This window comes from Yinghuangia sp. YIM S10712 (genome assembly GCF_051388935.1).
In the GTDB taxonomy this organism is placed as follows: Bacteria; Actinomycetota; Actinomycetes; order Streptomycetales; family Streptomycetaceae; genus Yinghuangia.
Genome location: NZ_JBPKBI010000004.1, coordinates 296,228 through 314,487 on the forward strand (window position 1 = coordinate 296,228; position 18,260 = coordinate 314,487).

Genomic DNA, 18,260 nt, shown 5'->3' on the forward strand with positions numbered 1-18,260 from the left:
GCCTGCGCTTTCCGCAGGCATAGGTCGCCTATCGCGTTCGTGGGCGATACTGGGATCGAACCAGTGACCCCTTCGGTGTGAACGAAGTGCTCTCCCGCTGAGCTAATCGCCCGGGTGCGTGAAGAACCTTACCGCATGAGCGGGGGTACCGGTGTCGCCGCTGTGAGCGCCCCTACACCGGTCAGGACGGCAGCGCGAGGCCGTACTTCCAGAGGTACAGGCCCGCCGCGATGGCGATCAGCACGCAGCCGACGATCAGGATGATCAGGTTGCGGCGCCGCGTCTTGGGGTCCAGGGCGCGCTGCGCCGCCTTCGCGGCCTGGTCCTTGGTCCACAGCAGCGTCCGCTGCGCCCAGACGAACTCGGTGCCGAGGATGGCGAGGCCGAGCAGCAGTGCGGGGATGCCCGGGCCGGGGATGACCATCATCACCAGGCCGGCCAGGATGACCGCGAAGCCGACGACGGCGATGCCGATCTGCCACGTCAGGTGCAGCGTGCGGGACCGCTTGATGAACTGCGGCGCCCGAGAAGCGTGCGCACGCGGCAACGGACCCGTCGGGTCTGCCTCGACGGGCTCGACCACCGGTTCCGCGACGGTCTGCGGCGCGGCGGTCTTCGCGGTGTCCTGCGCACTGTTGGCGGCGCCTGCGGCCCCCGAGTCCATCTTTGGTACCCCTCTCTTCGTGCCATGCCGCGCGCTGAGCTTCCGTGTCGGCCTGCATGGGAGGCACAACGCTACAAGGGGGTGCGGTGGGCGCACAGGCGCCTGCCGCACGTCGGCTTCACCCTCCAGCGTTACAGAACTTCGGCGCCCCCGCTGGGGAACGACCGTCACGCCTGGGTCACGACCCGGTGCCGCCCCACCCTGGCCTTGCGGGTACGGCCACGCACCGGTCTCCGGAGGCATACGCGTACGCGCGATTTCGCCAGTGCGCTCCACCGAACGGCGGTGTCCTCACGGCCGCTCGGAACGCCAGACTCGGAACCACTCGCGTCGTCACGCCCAGTTCCCCGCGGCGAATGGCCTCGCGAGCCCATTGACGCGTTTCCCGAACCATCGCTCTTAAGGAGTACCCAGAGCCGCGTATATCGGGCAACGACGTTTACGAACGGCGCGTAGGTGGGATGTTGCGAACGCCGAGTGCGAATCCCCGAGCGCACACTGAGCGAAAGGCCATGGCGCTTATGAACACCACGGTCAGCTGCGAGCTGCACCTGCGCCTCGTCGTCTCCGCCGAGTCTTCGCTTCCCGTCCCCGCGGGACTGCGCTACGACTCGTCGGACCCCTACGCGGTGCATGCCACTTTCCACACCGGTGCGGATGAGACGGTCGACTGGGTGTTCGCCCGCGACCTGCTCGCCGAGGGGCTGCGCCAGCCCTCCGGCACCGGAGACGTCCGCGTGTGGCCCTCCCGAAGCCACGGACAGGGCATCGTGTGTATCGCGCTGAGCTCTCCCGAGGGCGAGGCGCTTCTCGAGGCCCCCGCGCGGGCTCTCGAATCGTTCCTGAAGCGCACCAACGCCGCGGTCGCGCCCGGTGCCGAACACCGTTACTTCGATCTCGACCGCGAGCTCTCGCAGATCCTCGCCGAGAGCTGACCGTCGGCCTCCACCCCCGCCGACCTGCGTGAATCGGCCTTCCAGCGCCGTACGCGACAGCAGATTCGCCCGGGGTGGCAGGAGCCGCGAGCCACACCGTTCCATGCTCGACCCGGCAGCCGACCGGACCTCCCACTCGGGGAAGAGGGTCCGGTCGGCTCCGGCGTTTCCGAGCGCTTTGCGGCAACGGCGCGGTCGGATTTTTGTTCGAGGCGCATCGGAAGCCTGCCCATTGGCCATCGGATTTGATGTTGCTACTGACTGTTATTGATACAAACTTGATCGTTTGAGGCTGCACGTTCGATCGACCGCAGAGCAGCCGCACAACACAACGCACATCAGCACACAAATCCGCCGGTCGACGGAAGCCGGACTCACGAAATTGCCGGAAACTTCCGGGTTATCGCGGCATACATATCCGCACTTGCGCATCATTGCGCGATGACTTGAATCGCTGTCCGTCGAACAGGCCGGAAATCAGCGTCGGCCCCGACCGGTCGACGTGCCGGATCGCACCGAAACGGTCCGCCCGCATAGTGCGCGCTCAGATTCCCCGGCGCCTGAGGATCTCTTCGATCTCCGCGAACTCGCCGCCCAAACCGGTGTCGTCCCGCCGCGATCGCGACTGCTTCGCGGGCTTCGCCTTGGCCTGACGCGTCGAGGCACGCGGTTCGCTCGGGGACGGCAGCGTCCGGCCGGACGAACCGGCCAAGGACGCCGGAGAGGCTCCCTCCGCGGCTCCGCTGCGTCGGGCGCCGATCGCGCGGACCAGCAGCAACAGGGAGACCGCCACCGCGAGCACCGCGATGCCGGCCCACGCGCGGACCCCGAAGACGAGGTCGGTCGCCCAGTCCCCTATCGCGCTGCCGACTCGTCGTGCGAACGTGGCGAGGCCGGTGAGGTAGAGGCCGACGGGAATCAGCGCGAGCCCGACCCAGCGGGTGGCGCGCAGGTAACTGCCCTGCTGCGCCGACCGGTACGCCAGGACGCCGCCGAGCCCGGTCAACGCGGCGCACACCGCACCCGTGACAATGCTTGCGTCGGACATCGCCCGCTCCTTCGTCGTCGGCCCCTTCCATAGTGCCCGGGTTGCGCGGCTGGGGCGTCGTCCGTGCGCACGAAGCGGGATGCGGGCCGTGCGGAGGAGGGGCGGCGGGCTGGGAGAATCGCCTGATGACCGCTCCTGTACGGCCGCATCTGGATTTCTGGTGCGACCTTCAATGTCCGGACTGCCGGGCCGCGCTTGCCGACGTGTCCGCGCTGCGCACCCGGTTCGGCCACGAACTCGTCGTGGAACTACGGCACTTCCCGTTGGAGAAGCACAAGCACGCGCACCTCGCCGCACAGGCCGCGGAGGAGGCGCGGGCGCAGGGCGCGCTCTGGCCGTTCGTCGAGGCGGTGTTGTCCCGCGTCCGGGAGCTGGATTCGGTCAAGGGTGCTGCGGCGGAGCGCTTCCTCGTCGACGTGGCGCGCTCGCTGGACCTGGATGCCGAGGAGATGGAGACGGCGCTCATCGACGGTCGGCACATCTTCCAGGTCGACGCGGACGAGGCAGAGGGTGCGGCGATCGGGGTGAAGGGCACCCCGACGTACGGGGTCGGGCGCACGTTGTTGGACGGCAGCAAGAGTCAGTCGGGGCTGCGCGAGCGGGTCGAGGCACTGCTCGCCGGGTGAGGTGAGGTGTGCGGCTTGCGCTTTCGCATCGCGCGCTCGGTGGTTGTGGGCAACTTGGCTGCGGGTTGGGTGGTTGGGTGAATCCCACATCGTTGTGCGGCAACCGCCCCGGACAGTTCGGTTTTCGGGACTCAGAGGATGGGCTTGGCCAGGTGCCGCGCCTGGGTGCGGTAGCCGAGGTCGGCGGCGGCGTGGCGGGCGGCCGAGGCGGGGCCGACGAGTTCGAGGCCGAGTTCGCCGAGTCCGGCGGTGTAGGCGAGGTGTTCGGCGGTGCGCAGCAGGAACTTGCCGTGGCCGCGTCCGCGCCAGGGTTCCGGTACGCGGATGGCGCGTACTTCGGCACGGCCGTGCACCGTCGGTGACACGTCGAACCACATGAGTCCCGCGGGTTCGCCGTCCGGCGCGCGGAGGACGTGGGCGGGGTGGGCCCCTCCGGCCAGTCGGGCGCGGGAGCGGGCTTCGGCGTGGCGGGGTGACCAGCCGAGCCCGGTGAGCAGTTCGACGCATTCGCGTTGTGCGTCGTCGCGCCACGTGTCGTGCTCGGTCGGCGACAATGTGCTGATCGTGAAGCCCGGCGGTGGCTCGGGCGGGGTACGCGGGGCGTCGGTGCCCCCGCGTACACGCGCGATGAGGTAGTGGCTGTCGAAGACGTAGCCCAGCGATGTGGCGAGGCGCAGGACCGGGAGGTTGCCCTCCGGGACTTCGACGGCGATCCGGCCACAGCCGTGTTGGCGCAGGATCTCCTCGGCGGCGAGGAGCGCGACGCATGCGTGGCCGCGCCGGCGGCGGGAGGCGATCACCTCGACGTGGTCGATCCAGCCCGTGTTGTCGCCCCAGCGTCCGGTGTGGGCCAGGTGCAGGCGGCCGATCGGCCGTCCGTTGGCGCAGATCGCATACCAGTCGCCGTTGTCGGCGTGGACCTGGCCGGTCGATGGTGCGGGTCGCAGTGTGGTGGTCACCCGGCTCTGCCCTCCCTGCTCCCCCGCTTCGCGCCTGCGTGCGTTGCGTGCCTGCTGCGGTCAACTCCGTCGAGGTGGTGCTGCCCGCCTCGGAGGGGGGTCAACCCGGGCGCCCGTATGGCGTCCACGACGTGATCGTCGTTGTCGTGTCGGACGGTTCAGGGGTCCATGTCGGCTGCGGACCGCGTCGCGAAGCTCTCCGCTGCGGCACGGGTGAGCGGTCCGGGGGCCGGCAACTCGCGTTCGTCGACGCGGTGTACGGCCTGCACGTCGCGAAGTGACGAGGTCAGGAAGACTTCGTCGGCTTCCGCGAGGGCCGAGAACGGCAGGTCGGCTTCCTCGGCGTCGGTCCATTCCAGGACGAGGGCACGGGTGATGCCGGCGAGGCAGCCGGACTCGAGCCGCGGGGTGAGCAGTCGGCCGCCGATGGCCAGGAACACGTTGGATCCGGTGCCTTCGCACAGGAGCCCGGCGGTGTTGGCGAACAGCGCTTCGGACGCGTTCTGTCGTGCGGCCCGCGCCACCATGACCACGTTGTCGGCGTAACTGGTCGTCTTGAGGCCGGCCGTCGGGGAGTTCTCGTTGCGGGTCCACGGGACGGTGACGACGGCTGTGGTCTGCGGGCGGGGCTTGGCGGGGCCGAGGGCGACGGTCAGCGTCGCGGGGGCGGCGCCGCGATCGGAGCCGAGCGGGGCGACGCCGCCGGTGTAGGTGACGCGCAGGCGTCCGATGCCGTCGATCGGGTTCGCGCCGAGAACTTCGGCGCAGGCGACGCGCACCATGTCCTCGTCGGGTTCCGGCAGGCCGAGGCCGCGCGCCGAGCGCGTGAGGCGGGCGAGGTGCCGGGTGAGGGCGAAGGCTTGGCCGTCGACGGCCTTCATGGTCTCGAAGACACCGTCGCCGACGGTGAATCCGTGGTCGAGCACGGAGACGGTGGCGTCCTCTTCGTGGACGAGTCCGCCGCCGGCGCTGTCGCCGAGCCAGATTTTCACGGGTTTCCCACTTCCTTGGTCAGTCGTCGGCCGCGATGTTCAGCAGGTGGGCGGCCTTCAGCTCGGTCTCGTCCCATTCGCGGCGGGGGTCCGAACCGTACGTGATGCCGGCTCCGGTGCCGAAGCACAGGCGGCCTTCGGCGTCGATGAAGAAGCTTCTGATGCCTACGGCGAGTTCGCCTTCGCGGCGGTCCGCGTCGACCCAGCCGATCGCACCGCAGTAGGGGCCGCGAGGGACCGGTTCGAGTTCGCGGATGATGTGCAGTGCGCTCGATTTGGGGGCGCCGCTGACGGAACCGGGCGGGAACGTCGCGTCGAGGAGTTCGGGCCATCCGGCGCCGTCGGCCAGGCGGCCGTCCACGAGCGAGACGAGGTGGACCAGGCCCGGGTGCTTTTCGACGATGCACAGGTCGGGGACGGTGACGGTGCCGGTGCGGCAGGTGCGGCCCAGGTCGTTGCGGACCAGGTCGACGATCATGACGTTCTCGGCGTAGTCCTTGGGCAGCAGGTCCGCCTCGGTGCGGCCGGTGCCTTTGATGGGGCCGGACTCGACGTGGGTGCCGCGCCGCCGCAGATACAGCTCGGGGGATGCGCAGGCGATGTGCACGCCGTGGTCCGGCAGGCGTATGACGCCGCCGTACGGTGCCGGGTTTCCGCGCGCGAGGCGGCCCGCGAGGCCGACGATGTCGGCGCGGTCCGGGTCGGGCAGCGGCGCGGTGAGCATGCGGCAGAGGTTGACCTGGTAGACGTCGCCGCGTCCGATGTGGTCGCGGATGCGGCGCACGCCGTCCTGGTACGCGTCGCCGTCGAGCGAGCCGGTCCACGCGTCGCGGGCGGGCCCGTGCCACGGCGCGGGAGGCAGCGGGGCCTCGCGCACGTCGTCGAACCGGGCGCACACGATGCCGCCCTCGAAATCCGCGGCCACCGCCCAGAATCCGCGGGAATCGAGCGCAGCGGGATCGTCGGTGACGTCGCGCAGGCCGGTCGCGAGTCGGCCACCGAGGTGGGCGAGGGCGGGTGGCGTGGTCGTGTTCACGGATCCAGGGGTGGTCGGCTCCGGATCCCGGTCGGTTGCCGGTCACCGCTGGGGTGGCCGAAATCGGCGGGATGCCGGTTGCGGTGGGGGCCCATTCTATGGAAGTTCGCCGAGGCGTATCCCGGCGCCTTCGCCGGCGGCCCCGGGGGACGTTCCCGGACACTTGGCGCCACGGAAGGCGCTGCTGCGGCACCGCGGGCCGGGCGGCAGTTCCCGCAACGCCCGGGGCACGGCATGATGCGGTGTCAGCAGGCGTGGGAACGCCTCGTCCCCGCGCTGATGTTCGCAACCGAAGGGTTCCATCCGTGCTCTGTCCCGCCTGCGGCACCTGGTCCACCCAGGCCGACCGCTGCTCGCACTGCGGTGCCGCGCTGGCCGCGCCGCCGCCGGCGCCCGTCCCCGTGGGTGGCTCGGCGCCTCAGCCCCCGGCGTCGCCCGCGCCCGCCTACGGTCAGCCGGCGCCGGGACAGGGCCCGTACGCGCAGAACCCGTACGCGCCGCCCAACCCTTACGCGCCTCCGCAGCAGCAGATGCCGCCCACGGGGCCGTACGCACCGTACGCCGCGCAACAACCGCCCTACGCCCAGCCGCCGATGCCCGGGACACCGTATGCGCCCGCGCCGGGCTTCCCCGGAGCCGCGCCTTACCCGGGCGCGCCGGGCTTCGCGGCTCCCGGCTACGGCTGGCAGCCGCCGCAGCCGTTCCGGCCGTTGCGCGGGCTGGCGATGTCGCTGTACGTGCTGCTCGGTGTCTCCGCCGTCGCATCGGTCGTGAGTGCCGTCGCGTACGTCATGCGGGCGCTGCTGCTGAGCGACCTGATCGACGACCCGGACTCGGTGAGCGGCGGCGACGCCGACAACGCCGACAACTTCGTGACCGCGGCGACGGGCTTCGCCGGTGTCGTTCTGCTGGCGACCGGGGTGGTGTTCTGCGTCTGGTTCTACCGGGCCCGGTGCAACGTGGACCTGTTCGGTCCGTCTCGGCAGCGGCTGGCGAAGGGCTGGGCGATCGGTGGCTGGTTCTGCCCGGTGGTGTGGTGGTGGTTCCCGAAGCTGATCGCGCACGACATCTGGAAGGCGAGCGACGCACAGGCGGCCGAGCGCGGGGGCGCGACGCCGGGGCGGAAGCCGCTGCTGTGGGTGTGGTGGGTGCTGCTGATGCTGGCGGTGTGGTCGACCGTCGCGGCGGCGTTCCTGTACCCGGCGGAGGACGACATCGTTCTGGAGGACGCCAAGGACCTGCGGCTCGCGGACTACGTGTCGGGCGGCACCGAGGTCTTGATGGTGTTCGCGGCGATCGCGGCGGTGCTGGTGGTACGCCGCATCACCGCGCTGCAACACGCCCGCGAGGCCCAGGCGTTCGCGGCGGTCGGGCAGCCGCAGCAGGCACCGGGCGGTTGGGGCGGTGCGCCGGCGCCCTTCCCCGCGGGGGCACCGGGCGCCGAGGTCCCGGGAGAGGCGCACGCGGCGCCGAGCCCGGTGCCCGCTCCCGCGCCCGGCCCCGCATCGACTCCTGCCCCGAGCTCCACACCCGCCGGGCCGCCGCCGATGCCGACGATCGCACCGACGGTGCCGCCCCTGGCGTCCGAACCGGCCGCGCCCGCGGAGACCGGACCGAACGCCGTGACGCGGGAGTCGCCTCAGGCCGCGGCTCCGTCCTTCGTGAAGGAGGACGTCGCACCGGCTCCGGAACCGCCTGCCGTGCCCGAGCCGGCGGTCGCTCCCCGGCCGGCCGCGGAGGAGGCCGCGCACGCGCCCGGTTTGTCGCTCGCGAAGGAGGACACGGCTGGGGAACGCGGGTCGGCTCCGGCGCACGAGCCCTGGGCGGACGGCACGACGACGGTCACGCCCGCCGTGGCCGATGAGACGCCTGCGCCTGCCGAGTCCGGTCAGGACGCGGCCACCACGGTCGTGCCGGCAAGCGCGCCCGCCCCGGCCGAGACCGAGGCGGAGGTGGGGACGACGGTCCTTCCCGCGGCGTCGCCCGCGCCCGCCGCGGAGACCGAGGTGATTTCGGTGGAGCCGACCGCGGACCGAGCGGATGAGCCGGAGGATGCGGCCGTACCGGCGCCCCGGGCCGAGGCTGGAACCATGGTCCTCCCCGTGGGTAGCGACGAGCCGGAGGCGAACGAAGGCGGCGACACACCGCGTTCGTGACGCACGCGCACCCCGGAGCCCCCAGACCCTGCGAGGGTGTGGGGGCTCCGGACATTTCGCCCGGGAGTCGGGTCCCGGGGAAACGGAATTTGTCCTGGCCAGGGTTTCCGCTAAAGTTCTTCACGTCGCCGGAACACGAAAAGGTGCTCCGGAGGACACGCGGACGTGGCTCAGTTGGTAGAGCATCACCTTGCCAAGGTGAGGGTCGCGAGTTCGAATCTCGTCGTCCGCTCGACAGCAGCGGGGTCGGTTCGGGTCTCCCGGGTCGGTCCTCGTGTCTGGTGGAGTGGCCGAGAGGCGAGGCAACGGCCTGCAAAGCCGTCTACACGGGTTCAAATCCCGTCTCCACCTCGAAGAAGTGAAATCCGGTCCGCCGGAAGGATCTTCCCCGCGCGATTAGCTCAGCGGGAGAGCACCACACTGACACTGTGGGGGTCACTGGTTCAATCCCAGTATCGCGCACCGAAACGAAGGCGGCCGACGCCTGCGGAAACCGCAGGCCGGGTCGCCTTCGTCGTTGTCCGCGCAGATTTCGTCCTTGACCTCGCGGCGGCTCGTCGTGGGGAAGAATGCCGGCATGACGATGTGAAGAGGACCCGGCCGGCACGGGTGGCGAAAGGTCGGAACCTGGGAGACGGTCTCCGTCGGGGACCGACGGATCTGCGCGAACTGCGGGACGCCTGCCCGCTCGTACCTGTACCGCTTCCACCCGCCCGAGTCCTCCATGTTCGAGCGGTGCGTAGGGCTCACGTGGTGCTCCGGCTGCCGGATCTACTCCGGCTCGATGGTGCACGTGCCACGAAAGCGTGTCCTTGTCGACGTCTTGGCGTCGCTGCCGCGAGACCGGCGTGAACGTCTGGAGCGGAGCGAGACCAGATTGATCGACCATCTGGAGAGACAGCTCCGTCACGGTTGCCCGCCGTCAGGCCGTTGATGGTCCGACAGATCCCTCAGACGACGCCGGTGTACCCTCCGGATCGCGGGCAGGCGGTTCTTGAGGCGGTGGCCGAGGTCGTTTTCTCGCAGTGGTGGTGGGGCCGGTCGAAGACGAGGTCGCCTGGTCGCGGATCTTACGGGGACAGGTTTGTTCCGGCCGGAACGAGAAGTCGTGGGCGTCCAGGCCTTTGTGGTGCGACAGCTCGGAGATCCGCAGGGCGTGCCGGATGCGGCGGTCCGAGGAAAGGAACGGCGTCCGGGCGCATGTGCGTCTCGTCGGGGAAGTTGCGCGTGGCCCGGCGCGAAGCCCGCAAGCCGCAGCGGTGGGGCCGGTCATCAGGGGTGCCGCCGACGTAGTACGATCTGTGCGGATCACCGATCCACACCCGCGCGATTAGCTCAGCGGGAGAGCACCACACTGACACTGTGGGGGTCACTGGTTCAATCCCAGTATCGCGCACGAGGACGATAGGCGACCCATGCCTGCGGAAAACGCAGGCGGGTCGCCTTCCTTGTTTTTACGCGGACTCGGTCCGCGCGGGGCGGGGGCTTCGCCACCCGCTCCCGCGCCGGCGGGGTGAGTCACCGTCGTCGGTAATACGCGGAATCGCCGTCGCCAGGCGGGGCTTCGGCACGTGCAGCTTCGGCTGACGCGAGCAGTGGGCACCGGCGATGTCGCGCATGCCTTCAAACCGAGCGGTGCATCGGGGAAGCCCGGTGGGCCGGGCGAGGGTTGCGGGATCAGGCGAGGAGCGAGATGCCTCCGGTCAGCGCGTTGGGGTGTGGGGTGTTCATACCTCGTTGCGTGTGGCGTCGGGCGGCTTGGCCAAGTACGTGACCAATGCGGGTGCTGCCGTGATGAGTTGTTGCGTTTACGCGCTGGGCGGGAGGCGCTGCGCACACTCGCCGGCCGACGCGGCCTGGTGCGCTTCGGTGATGTGGGCTCCGACGTGCCTCCGGTGGGGACGAACCGGAGGCCACGCTCGGTCCACCGGAGAAGCGTTGGTGAGTTGACGGGGCAGGCTTCGGTGCAAGTCGGGGGGCAATGGCGGGCATGCTGCGCATATTTCGCAGTTGGCGTGCTTCGGTGGGCTTTGGTGCGGCGAAGGGCTGTCGGCTGCGGAGAGTTCGAATCCCCCGGCGAGCGTCGCAGCGGCGGTGGGCAGCTCATGTTGATTGCGCATGAACAGAGTTGTCGGCTTATTGGTTCTTCTCGATCTGTTCTTATGGGGGGGAGTCGCCGCTCCGACACCCGCGTCTCCGAAGGGATGGATCGGCGCGAAGGGCAACTCCGTTTGTTTCCGGGCCTGTTCCGCGGCCTCGGGTCGAAGGCGCGGGCAACCTGCCCGTGCCGGGCGGCCGTTCGGGGCGCCCGTGGGCCCATCCCGGTTACGATGACTTGCCCGTCGTCCGGGCACCGACGGGACGTCTACCGATATGACAGGCACGCCCATGACCCTCAGACGCCTGTGGCGCAGCGCCGACAGAACGGGGATCGGCCCTGAGCCGTTGCCCGGTGACCGTCAGGCGACGGTGGCCGCTTATGCGGCGATCATGGCGATTTCGCTGATCGACGCTCTTGTCGATCCGGCGGTGCCCGGGGCGGTCGCGCTCGGTTTGGTGGCGCCGGCCGCGGCGGGTGTGTGCAGCAAGCGGCAGGTGACCGGGGTCGCGCTGGTGGCGACGGTGACAGCGGTCGTACTGGTGTGGCGGTTCGAGGCGACGACGTTGACCTCGAAGTGCATCCACGTCACGGTGGTCGGTGCGCTGGGTGTGGTCGCGCTGGGCGTGACGTCGACGCGGCTGCGTCGTGAGGCGCAACTCAGACACGCGCGGTCGGTCGCACTGACGTTGCAGAGCGCGGTGTTGGAGCCGGTTCCGGCCCGGCTTCCGGGGCTCGACCTCGCCGGGCTGTATATGGCGGCGGAGGCCGAGACGCTGGTCGGCGGGGACTTCTACGCGGTGGTCGAGAGCCCGTACGGCGTGCGGATGTTGATCGGGGACGTGCGCGGCAAGGGGCTTCCGGCGGTTCACACGGCGGCGGCGCTGATGGGGACGTTCCGCGAGGTGGCGTACCACGAGAAGGACTTGACCGAGATCGCGGCGCGGCTGGAGGGGCGGGTGCACCGGCTCGCGGCGGAGCGTACGGGGCCGCCGGGCGAGCGTTTCGCGACGGCGTTGGTGATGGCGTTCGACGAGCCGGACACGCTCCGGCTGATCACGTGCGGACACACTCCGCCGATCATGCTGCGCGACGGCACCGCGACCGAGATGGAACTGTCGGACATCGCGCCGCCGCTGGGCTTGGCGCCGCTGTTCGCGGGCGGCGTGCGGTACGTGGAGCACGAAGTGCCGTTCCGGGCGGGTGACACGTTGATCGCCACGACGGACGGCATCAGCGAGGCGCGGGACGCGGACGGCCGGTTCTATCCGGCGGCGACGCGCTTGGCGGGGTGGAGCCGGGCGTGGCCGCAGCACATCGCGCTGCACCTCTACAACGATCTGCGCTCGCACACCGGCGGCCCGTTGCAGGACGACGCCGCCGCGCTGGTGTTGCAGCGCCCGCGCCGCGAGGGCCACGCTTCGGGGGTGCGGCGGCGGATGCGCATCTGAGCCGGGCGGCAGGGCGGGCGGCAGGGTGGGCGGCGGCGACCGGAAGTGCCGTGTGTGGGCGCGGCATTCCCGATTGCGCGAAGCGGCCCGGGGGGGGAACCCGGACCGCGTGTGGTGCGTTGACGGAGTGGATCGGCTTGGTGGATCCGCTGATTGTCCGTGAGCGGTCCGTACCGACCGACGGGCCGCTCGCGGCAACCGGCCGATCCATGGGCGGGGTGTTTTCGTGGCTACCAGTCCTCCCCGAGAGGGGCGGCCACGAGCGCGCGGACGAAGCGGTCGTAGGAGATCTGGCAGCTCTCCAAACGCTCGTACGTCCGTGCCGACAACGCGACGACAGCTCCCCCGTCGATCGCGAGGCTCCAGCACCAGCCCCGACCACCGTCCGCGCGGCCCATCAAGGGGCGTAACTGTCCGATGCGCTCCCGCAGTGTGTCGAGTTCGGTACGGCACGCGGACGCGTTCGTGTGGCCCCGGGCCGAACAGGCGATAACCCGTCCGTTGGGCGCAACCATGCGCCACCGCACGCGGTGGTCGGCGTCCAGGTGGACGTCGTAGCGTGCGGTGCGTTCGTGGTTCCCGCCCGGGGCCTTCGACTCATCCGAATCGGCCGGCGACATAGTCGGCCGTCCTGGGGTCGCGGGGGGCGCCGAACACATCGGTGGTGGCGCCGGATTCGACGATGTGGCCGGGGGTGCCCTCGGCCGCGAGGAAGAACGCGCAGTTGTCGGAGACGCGCTGGGCCTGCTGCATATTGTGCGTGACGATCACGATGGTGACCTCTTCGCGCAGTTCGGCGATGGTGTCCTCGATGCGGCGGGTCGAAGTCGGGTCGAGCGCGGAGCAGGGCTCGTCCATGAGCAGCACGTCGGGATCGACCGCGAGCGAACGGGCGATGCACAGGCGCTGCTGCTGGCCGCCGGACAGCGCGCCCCCGGGCTGCCGCAGGCGGTTGCGCACTTCGTTCCACAATCCGGCGCGGCCGAGGGCGGACTCGACGATGGCGTCCTTGTCGACGTGGCGGCGGCCGGTGAGCTTGAGGCCGGAGACGACGTTGTCGTAGATGGACATGGTCGGGAAGGGGTTGGGCTTTTGGAAGACCATGCCGACGCGGCGGCGGGTGTCGATGGGGCGCCGGGACGACTCGTAGATGTCCTCGCCGTCGAGCAGGACCTCGCCGGCGAGTTGGGCCGACGGCACCAGCTCGTGCATGCGGTTGAGGATGCGCAGGAATGTGGACTTGCCGCATCCGGACGGCCCGATCAGCGCGGTGACGCTGTTGGCGTGCATGGTCAGGTCGACGCGTTCGAGCACCTTGTGGGAGCCGAACCAGGCGCTGACGCTTCGCGCTTCCAGGGTGGATGCCCGGCGTCCGGCTGGTCGGGGGCCGGGGACGGGCTCGATGGGCAGGGTGGCAGCGGTTGTGTCGGTGGACACGGGACGAACCTTCCGCTCCGGGGACGGGATTGCGGGTGGGGTCGGGTCGTTGGGGACGGCGGTTACAGGGTGGCGGGCAACAGTCGTGACGCGTTGTCGTACAGCGCCCACAGCACCGCGATGGTGGTGGGGGCGCCGAGGGTCAAGGTGATGCGGCGGTTGTAGCGGCGCAGCGCCCACGCCATGACGCCGCAGACCAGGGCGAATGCCTGGGCCCACAGCAACAGGGCCATGCCTGCGCCCGCTTCGCCGCTGGTGCCTTTCTCTTCGTCGCCGACGGTCCGGGTACGGCCCGGTTCGGCGACCTCGAACTGACCTTGCAGGTCGGCGACGACGACGGTCCGGCCGTCCGGGCGGACCCAGGAGTCGGCGGTCACGAGGGTGAGCCGGTGGCCGCCGCCGGGGGCGATGACGTCGTCGTCGCCCTTGTCCACGTGCATCTCGTCGCGGACGACGTAGGTGAACTGGCCTTGCTGAGTTGTTACTTGGATCTTCTGCCCGGCTTTCAGCCGGTCGATGTCGCCGAACGGCGCGCCGTACGACCAGCGTTTGCCCATGAGCACCGAGTTGCCGAACCCGCCGGGCAGCGAGGTGTTGCGCAAGTGGCCTGGACCGGCGCGGAGTTGGTCGGCGGTGGTGCCTTCGACGACGACCTGCCTGAGGTCGATCGACGGGATATCCAGGATCGCGATCGGGGTGCCTTCCTTGATGTCGCCGCCGAGGGGACCGACGGCGTTGTAGAAGTCCTCGGAGATGCGGTCGAAGAGCCGGCGCTGGGTGCGGGCCTGCTGGAAGTCGGAGACGGTCGCGAGGTAGAGCACGAAACCGCCGAGCAGTGCGACGACCAGGCCGAGAGCCACCCCCGCGATGGTGAAGGGGTCCCACGCCGGGCGGAATCCGGGGGCGCGGGTGGGGCCTTTCCCGCCTCCGGACACTTCCTTCGGTTCGGTCCCGGGCTCGGACTTGTGCTCCGTCGGTGCCACGGCGACGGCCGTGGCCGTGGCCGTGATCGGCGGCAGGGTGGCAGGCGCGGCCGTCTTGACGGGGTCGGCGGCGCCGGACACCGGGTCGAGAGTGGTCATGTCAGGCTGCTCCGGTGGGCCTGATGCGGCGGATGGTACGGATCACGGCGGCCACGGGTGGCGGCCACTGCCCGGTGCGGCGCTGCCAGCCGAGGCTGAGCAGGATCGGCGCCGCGACCGCCGCACCGACGGCGGCGAACATGATCACGACGAGCAGAATCGCGGAGGCGTCGCCCTTGAGGGCTTGCCTGACGGTGTCCGCGACGGCCCCCGGCAGGGACGGCCCGTCGTTGGACGCGGCGGAGGCAACGGGCTCGGTGTTGGGTGCCGCCGGGGACGGTGAAGATCCGCCGGGCGGCGGTGTCCCCGCGGAACCGCCGCTTGCGGTACTGGTGTCCGAGCCGAAGCCGGTGCCGTCGTCGACGCTGCCCAGGCTGCCGTCGGACGAACCGTCTGTGGAGAAGCCGGTGCCGGTGCCCGAGGATCCCGATCCGGATGCCGACGACGAGGCGGATGACGTCGTACCGCCCGAGGTGGTCGTCGGCGGAGGTGAGGACGTGGGCGGGGTGTCGGCCGCCTTCCGGATCGCGTCGCGGGCGTTGACGATCTGCTGCTTCTGCTGGTCGTTCAGTGGCGCGTAGCCGGGCGGGAGTTGGCCGGGCAGCAGGCTCGGCACCTGGCCGGGACCGGCCGCGTACGCGAGGTACTTGTCGATCGCGGCGGCCTTCTCCTTGGTCACCTCGCGGGTGGGGAAGGCCACGACGTCGGTCTTGGTGAGCGGGTAGGCGCTGGGGTCCTGTGTGGCGAAGTTGTTGGTGAGGGTGACCCCGTCCGGTCCCGCCGTGGCGGCGGCGACGCCTGCCGCGATCGACTCCCGGGTGGGGGCGACGAACTGACCGGCCGCGTTGCGGAGTCTGGCGACCGGCAGTTGCATGCGTTCGGCGGCTTCGAGACTGGTGATGGCGATGACGCGCCGGTCGCCTGGGTCGTCGGGCTTGTAGCGGGTGGGAAGGCCGTCGCCTCCGATGTAGGTCTCCGAACCCTGTGCCTGCGCGAGCTGGTCGACGATGCCCGAGTAGGCGCTGATGGGCCGGTACGCCCACGCGAGATCCTGGATGCGGTTGCTGATGAGCCCGATCGGATACTCAAGCGCGGGTATCCGCCATGCGTCGGGACACGCGATGCCGTTCTCGTCGACGGTGCCGGACAACCAGGCACGGGTGGCCTCGTCCGAGACCAGCCAGCGCGTCAGCTCGTGGATCGTGTCGTCGTAGGCCCCGCGCACCAGGATCGTGTGCAGGTCGAAGGTGACAGGCACGGCCGGGTATCCGGGGTTGGCCGCCAGAAACTCCGGGTCCTCGAAGAGGCTGTCGTAGTGCTCGTACCGTGGCGGGAAGCCCGGCACCTCCTTCATCGCCACACTTCCGGACTTGTGTTTCACATTCGTCCCGTACGCATGCGTCAGCAGTTTCGCGACGAGGCGCGGTGTCAGGTTGAGCGGCGGCAGGCGCACCGGATTGAGGTTCGCGTCGTTTATCTCAAGATTGGTGGCGACGACGATCGCGCCATTGGTCAGCGGCGCGTACGCCACCTCCCCCGGCTTGCGTCCGGGATCGCCGTCGTCCCCCTGACCCAGCGACTCGTCGATCGGACCGCCCAGCGGCTGGGTCGTGATGACTCCATCGACATCGCCGGCACGGAAGGTGTCGCGGCCTTCCGGCGACGTCATGGAGCCCACGGACATCGTCAGGGGGTTCTCGACCCGGCACAGTCCGCCTTGCCAGGACCTTCCGGCCGTCGCGTGCTCAGCGTTTCCCGCCACGCTCAGCGCGGTCGTCTGGGCCCCGCAAAGGCTTGCCCCTGGCGCGAATTCGACCGGCGCCCAGGCGACCTGACCGGCCTCGACAGCGAAGTCGAAGTCAGCGGGTGTGGGTATGTTGGCCGTCGCGGAGACGGGCTCGACGTTGGCCGGTACGAAGTTGCCCGGCGTCGATGTGTTCCTGTCCGGCCTGACTATCGCGGCGACCACACAGGCCGTTTCGGCGGCGCACCCAAGTTCGGGCCGATCCTCCTTGGGCCGCACCTGGACCCAGGCTTCACCGGAGGCTCCGTTGCCGCCGTACAGCGCGCGGTGCCCCTCGAAAAGGCTGCCGACTCCGTCACAGGTTGTCGACGACGGCACCCCCCGGCACTGCACGATGGTGACCGCATAGCGGTTGTCCACGAACCCGGACCAGCTCACTTTGAGGCGCTGGTTCACCAAGCCGGTGGACTGCGACAAAGTCACCGTGGGGCCCGCGGGCTCCTCCGCCGAGGCGGAGTCGGCCATGGCCACGAAGCCGCTGATCGATCCCAGCAGCATCGCGATGACCGCGGCAAGAACTCCCGGCACGTGCCAGGGCCGTTGGTGAAACATGCGTTGCACGGTTTCTCCGGTCGTTTGTCCGGCCGCCGGCGGCGACGGCCAGCCGACTATGCGGATTCCGGAACACCACCTCACTTGTTGCTCGAACTCCCGTCCAGGCTTTGCGAGTTGTGCTCATCGGTTCGTTCCGTCCCGCACATGATCCGGTCACCTGCCGTTGACTTCTCACACAGTGAAGGGTCTTTTATCCCGCTATGCCGCTATCGGCGGCGTCCCCGCCCAGCCGACCCGGGAGGCCGAACGCGACGGTGTCGGATCGTTTGCGTGCCGGACATCCACGACATCGTCCGTTTCCCCCTCGGTCACACCAAATCGCCTTGCGGGCGACGAGGGTTGGTTCCGTTGCCACGGCAACCCCGCACCACCGGAACGAGCTCATCCAGCCTTCGAGAGGGACAGCCATGATCCGCAAGATCGCCACCGCCGCCGCTGCCGCCGCCGCGGCGCTCCTCCTGGCGGCGCCGGCCGCCACCGCCGCCCCGGTCGACGAGTACGCGGGCGTCGGTTCGGACACCACCCAGGACGTGATGCGGGCGCTCACCGAGGAATACAGCCTCGACAACCCCGATTACCTGTGGACCAGCATCGACGCCAACTCCACCACGCAGTCCATCCAGGACATCGGCACCTGCCCGGGCGTGACCTACTCGTCGTCCAACCCGGCGCCGAACGGCTCCAGCGCCGGCATCAACGCGCTGCTCGCCGACACGAACAACTGCATCGACTTCGCCCGCTCGTCGCGCCCGCTCAAGGCCGGCACCGAGCAGACCTCGCTCACCGCCGTCCGTCTCGGCGGTGACTCGGTGTCGTGGTCGGCGCTCCCGCAGGCCTCGGGCGGCAAGGCCCCGGCGAACCTGACGCTGGAGAACGTGCGCAAGATCTACAAGTGCGAGGTCACCGACTGGAGCCAGGTCGGTGGCACCAGCGGCAGCATCGTCCGCTACTACCCCCAGGGCGGCTCCGGCACCCGTGACTTCTTCACCGGCTCGGTCCTCGGCTTCGACCCGACGGACCTGCAGACGGGAAGCTGCACCACCGCCCCGACGATCATCCAGGAGAACCGCGGCAACCAGATCGACGTCAACGACACCGAGAACGCGATCTTCCCCTACTCCAAGGCCGCGTGGACCGCGCAGTCCAACTCCGGCCTGACCGGTGTTCCGGACAGCCGTGACGGCCTCGTGCTCGGCACGATCGACGGCAAGGCCGCCGGCAGCACCAGCTTCGTCGGCAACCGCGACGTCTTCAACGTCTACAAGAACGCCACCGCCGCGCCCGAGCTCATCGCGTTCCTGAACTGGGCCGCCACGCAGAACAGCATCAAGGCCCTGTACGGCTTCACCGCCTGAGCCTGAGGCCTGAAGCCCCTTCAGCCCCACCCGCCGCCCCGGCGTCCCTCACCGGACGCCGG

General features: G+C 70.1%; 14 protein-coding genes and 5 tRNA genes. 9 read left to right on the plus strand and 10 right to left on the minus strand.

Features of this window, described 5'->3' with window-relative positions; all coding sequences use genetic code 11:
- Positions 1-40: 40 nt before the first annotated feature.
- Both ACRX5W_RS13285 and ACRX5W_RS13290 read right to left on the minus strand, forming a co-directional pair.
- Positions 41-112: transfer RNA gene (locus ACRX5W_RS13285), tRNA-Val, on the minus strand.
- 69 nt (positions 113-181) lie between these two features.
- Positions 182-664, minus strand: a complete 483-nt coding sequence (locus ACRX5W_RS13290; RefSeq protein WP_436788278.1) for a TIGR02611 family protein — start codon at positions 662-664, stop codon at positions 182-184.
- A gap of 521 nt (positions 665-1,185) precedes the next feature.
- Between ACRX5W_RS13290 and ACRX5W_RS13295 the strand changes: the two genes are divergently transcribed.
- A complete protein-coding gene (locus ACRX5W_RS13295) occupies positions 1,186-1,599 on the plus strand; it encodes an SsgA family sporulation/cell division regulator (RefSeq protein WP_231779752.1) in 414 nt (137 codons plus the stop codon).
- Positions 1,600-2,143: 544 nt separating this feature from the next.
- Here ACRX5W_RS13295 and ACRX5W_RS13300 read toward each other — a convergent pair.
- Positions 2,144-2,647, minus strand: a complete 504-nt coding sequence (locus ACRX5W_RS13300) for a hypothetical protein (protein ID WP_436788279.1) — start codon at positions 2,645-2,647, stop codon at positions 2,144-2,146.
- 125 nt (positions 2,648-2,772) lie between these two features.
- Here ACRX5W_RS13300 and ACRX5W_RS13305 point away from each other — a divergent pair, with 125 nt between their 5' ends.
- Positions 2,773-3,273, plus strand: coding sequence for a DsbA family protein (locus tag ACRX5W_RS13305; RefSeq protein WP_436788280.1), 501 nt, complete (start codon positions 2,773-2,775; stop codon positions 3,271-3,273).
- A gap of 131 nt (positions 3,274-3,404) precedes the next feature.
- Here ACRX5W_RS13305 and ACRX5W_RS13310 read toward each other — a convergent pair whose 3' ends face one another.
- From ACRX5W_RS13310 to ACRX5W_RS13320, 3 genes are all read right to left on the minus strand, one after another.
- Positions 3,405-4,232: a GNAT family N-acetyltransferase gene (locus ACRX5W_RS13310; protein WP_436788281.1), complete on the minus strand. Its 828-nt coding sequence runs from the start codon at positions 4,230-4,232 to the stop codon at positions 3,405-3,407.
- A gap of 158 nt (positions 4,233-4,390) precedes the next feature.
- Complete coding sequence (locus ACRX5W_RS13315; protein ID WP_436788282.1) at positions 4,391-5,224, minus strand: aminotransferase class IV; 834 nt, start codon at positions 5,222-5,224, stop codon at positions 4,391-4,393.
- Between the two features lie 19 nt (positions 5,225-5,243).
- Positions 5,244-6,260 carry a chorismate-binding protein gene (locus ACRX5W_RS13320; RefSeq protein WP_436788283.1) on the minus strand — a complete coding sequence of 339 codons (1,017 nt, stop codon included), beginning with the start codon at positions 6,258-6,260 and terminating at the stop codon, positions 5,244-5,246.
- A gap of 305 nt (positions 6,261-6,565) precedes the next feature.
- Here ACRX5W_RS13320 and ACRX5W_RS13325 point away from each other — a divergent pair, with 305 nt between their 5' ends.
- The 6 genes from ACRX5W_RS13325 to ACRX5W_RS13350 all read left to right on the plus strand — a co-directional run bounded on the left by ACRX5W_RS13325 (position 6,566) and on the right by ACRX5W_RS13350 (position 11,965).
- A complete protein-coding gene (locus tag ACRX5W_RS13325) occupies positions 6,566-8,416 on the plus strand; it encodes a DUF4328 domain-containing protein (protein ID WP_436788284.1) in 1,851 nt (616 codons plus the stop codon).
- A 159-nt stretch (positions 8,417-8,575) separates the two neighbouring features.
- Positions 8,576-8,648, plus strand: a tRNA-Gly gene (locus tag ACRX5W_RS13330).
- A 48-nt stretch (positions 8,649-8,696) separates the two neighbouring features.
- Positions 8,697-8,767, plus strand: a tRNA-Cys gene (locus ACRX5W_RS13335).
- 39 nt (positions 8,768-8,806) lie between these two features.
- Positions 8,807-8,878: transfer RNA gene (locus tag ACRX5W_RS13340), tRNA-Val, on the plus strand.
- An 862-nt stretch (positions 8,879-9,740) separates the two neighbouring features.
- Positions 9,741-9,812, plus strand: a tRNA-Val gene (locus tag ACRX5W_RS13345).
- Between the two features lie 992 nt (positions 9,813-10,804).
- Complete coding sequence (locus ACRX5W_RS13350; RefSeq protein ID WP_436788285.1) at positions 10,805-11,965, plus strand: PP2C family protein-serine/threonine phosphatase; 1,161 nt, start codon at positions 10,805-10,807, stop codon at positions 11,963-11,965.
- A gap of 230 nt (positions 11,966-12,195) precedes the next feature.
- Here ACRX5W_RS13350 and ACRX5W_RS13355 read toward each other — a convergent pair whose 3' ends face one another.
- From ACRX5W_RS13355 to ACRX5W_RS13370, 4 genes are all read right to left on the minus strand, one after another.
- Positions 12,196-12,585 carry a hypothetical protein gene (locus tag ACRX5W_RS13355; RefSeq protein ID WP_436788286.1) on the minus strand — a complete coding sequence of 130 codons (390 nt, stop codon included), beginning with the start codon at positions 12,583-12,585 and terminating at the stop codon, positions 12,196-12,198.
- The gene (locus tag ACRX5W_RS13360) at positions 12,563-13,369 is read right to left on the minus strand and encodes a phosphate ABC transporter ATP-binding protein (RefSeq protein WP_436788340.1); all 807 of its coding nucleotides are present in this window, start codon (positions 13,367-13,369) and stop codon (positions 12,563-12,565) included. Before ACRX5W_RS13360 ends, ACRX5W_RS13355 begins: the two co-directional genes overlap by 23 nt.
- Before the next feature lie 95 nt (positions 13,370-13,464).
- Entirely contained in the window at positions 13,465-14,484 is a 1,020-nt protein-coding gene (locus tag ACRX5W_RS13365; protein ID WP_436788287.1) for a sortase, read from the minus strand.
- A 1-nt stretch (position 14,485) separates the two neighbouring features.
- Positions 14,486-16,840, minus strand: coding sequence for a hypothetical protein (locus ACRX5W_RS13370; protein ID WP_436788288.1), 2,355 nt, complete (start codon positions 16,838-16,840; stop codon positions 14,486-14,488).
- A gap of 410 nt (positions 16,841-17,250) precedes the next feature.
- On the opposite strand from ACRX5W_RS13370, the gene ACRX5W_RS13375 reads away from it, so the two are divergent.
- Positions 17,251-18,198, plus strand: a complete 948-nt coding sequence (locus ACRX5W_RS13375) for a substrate-binding domain-containing protein (RefSeq protein WP_436788289.1) — start codon at positions 17,251-17,253, stop codon at positions 18,196-18,198.
- The last annotated feature ends 62 nt before the right edge of the window (positions 18,199-18,260 follow it).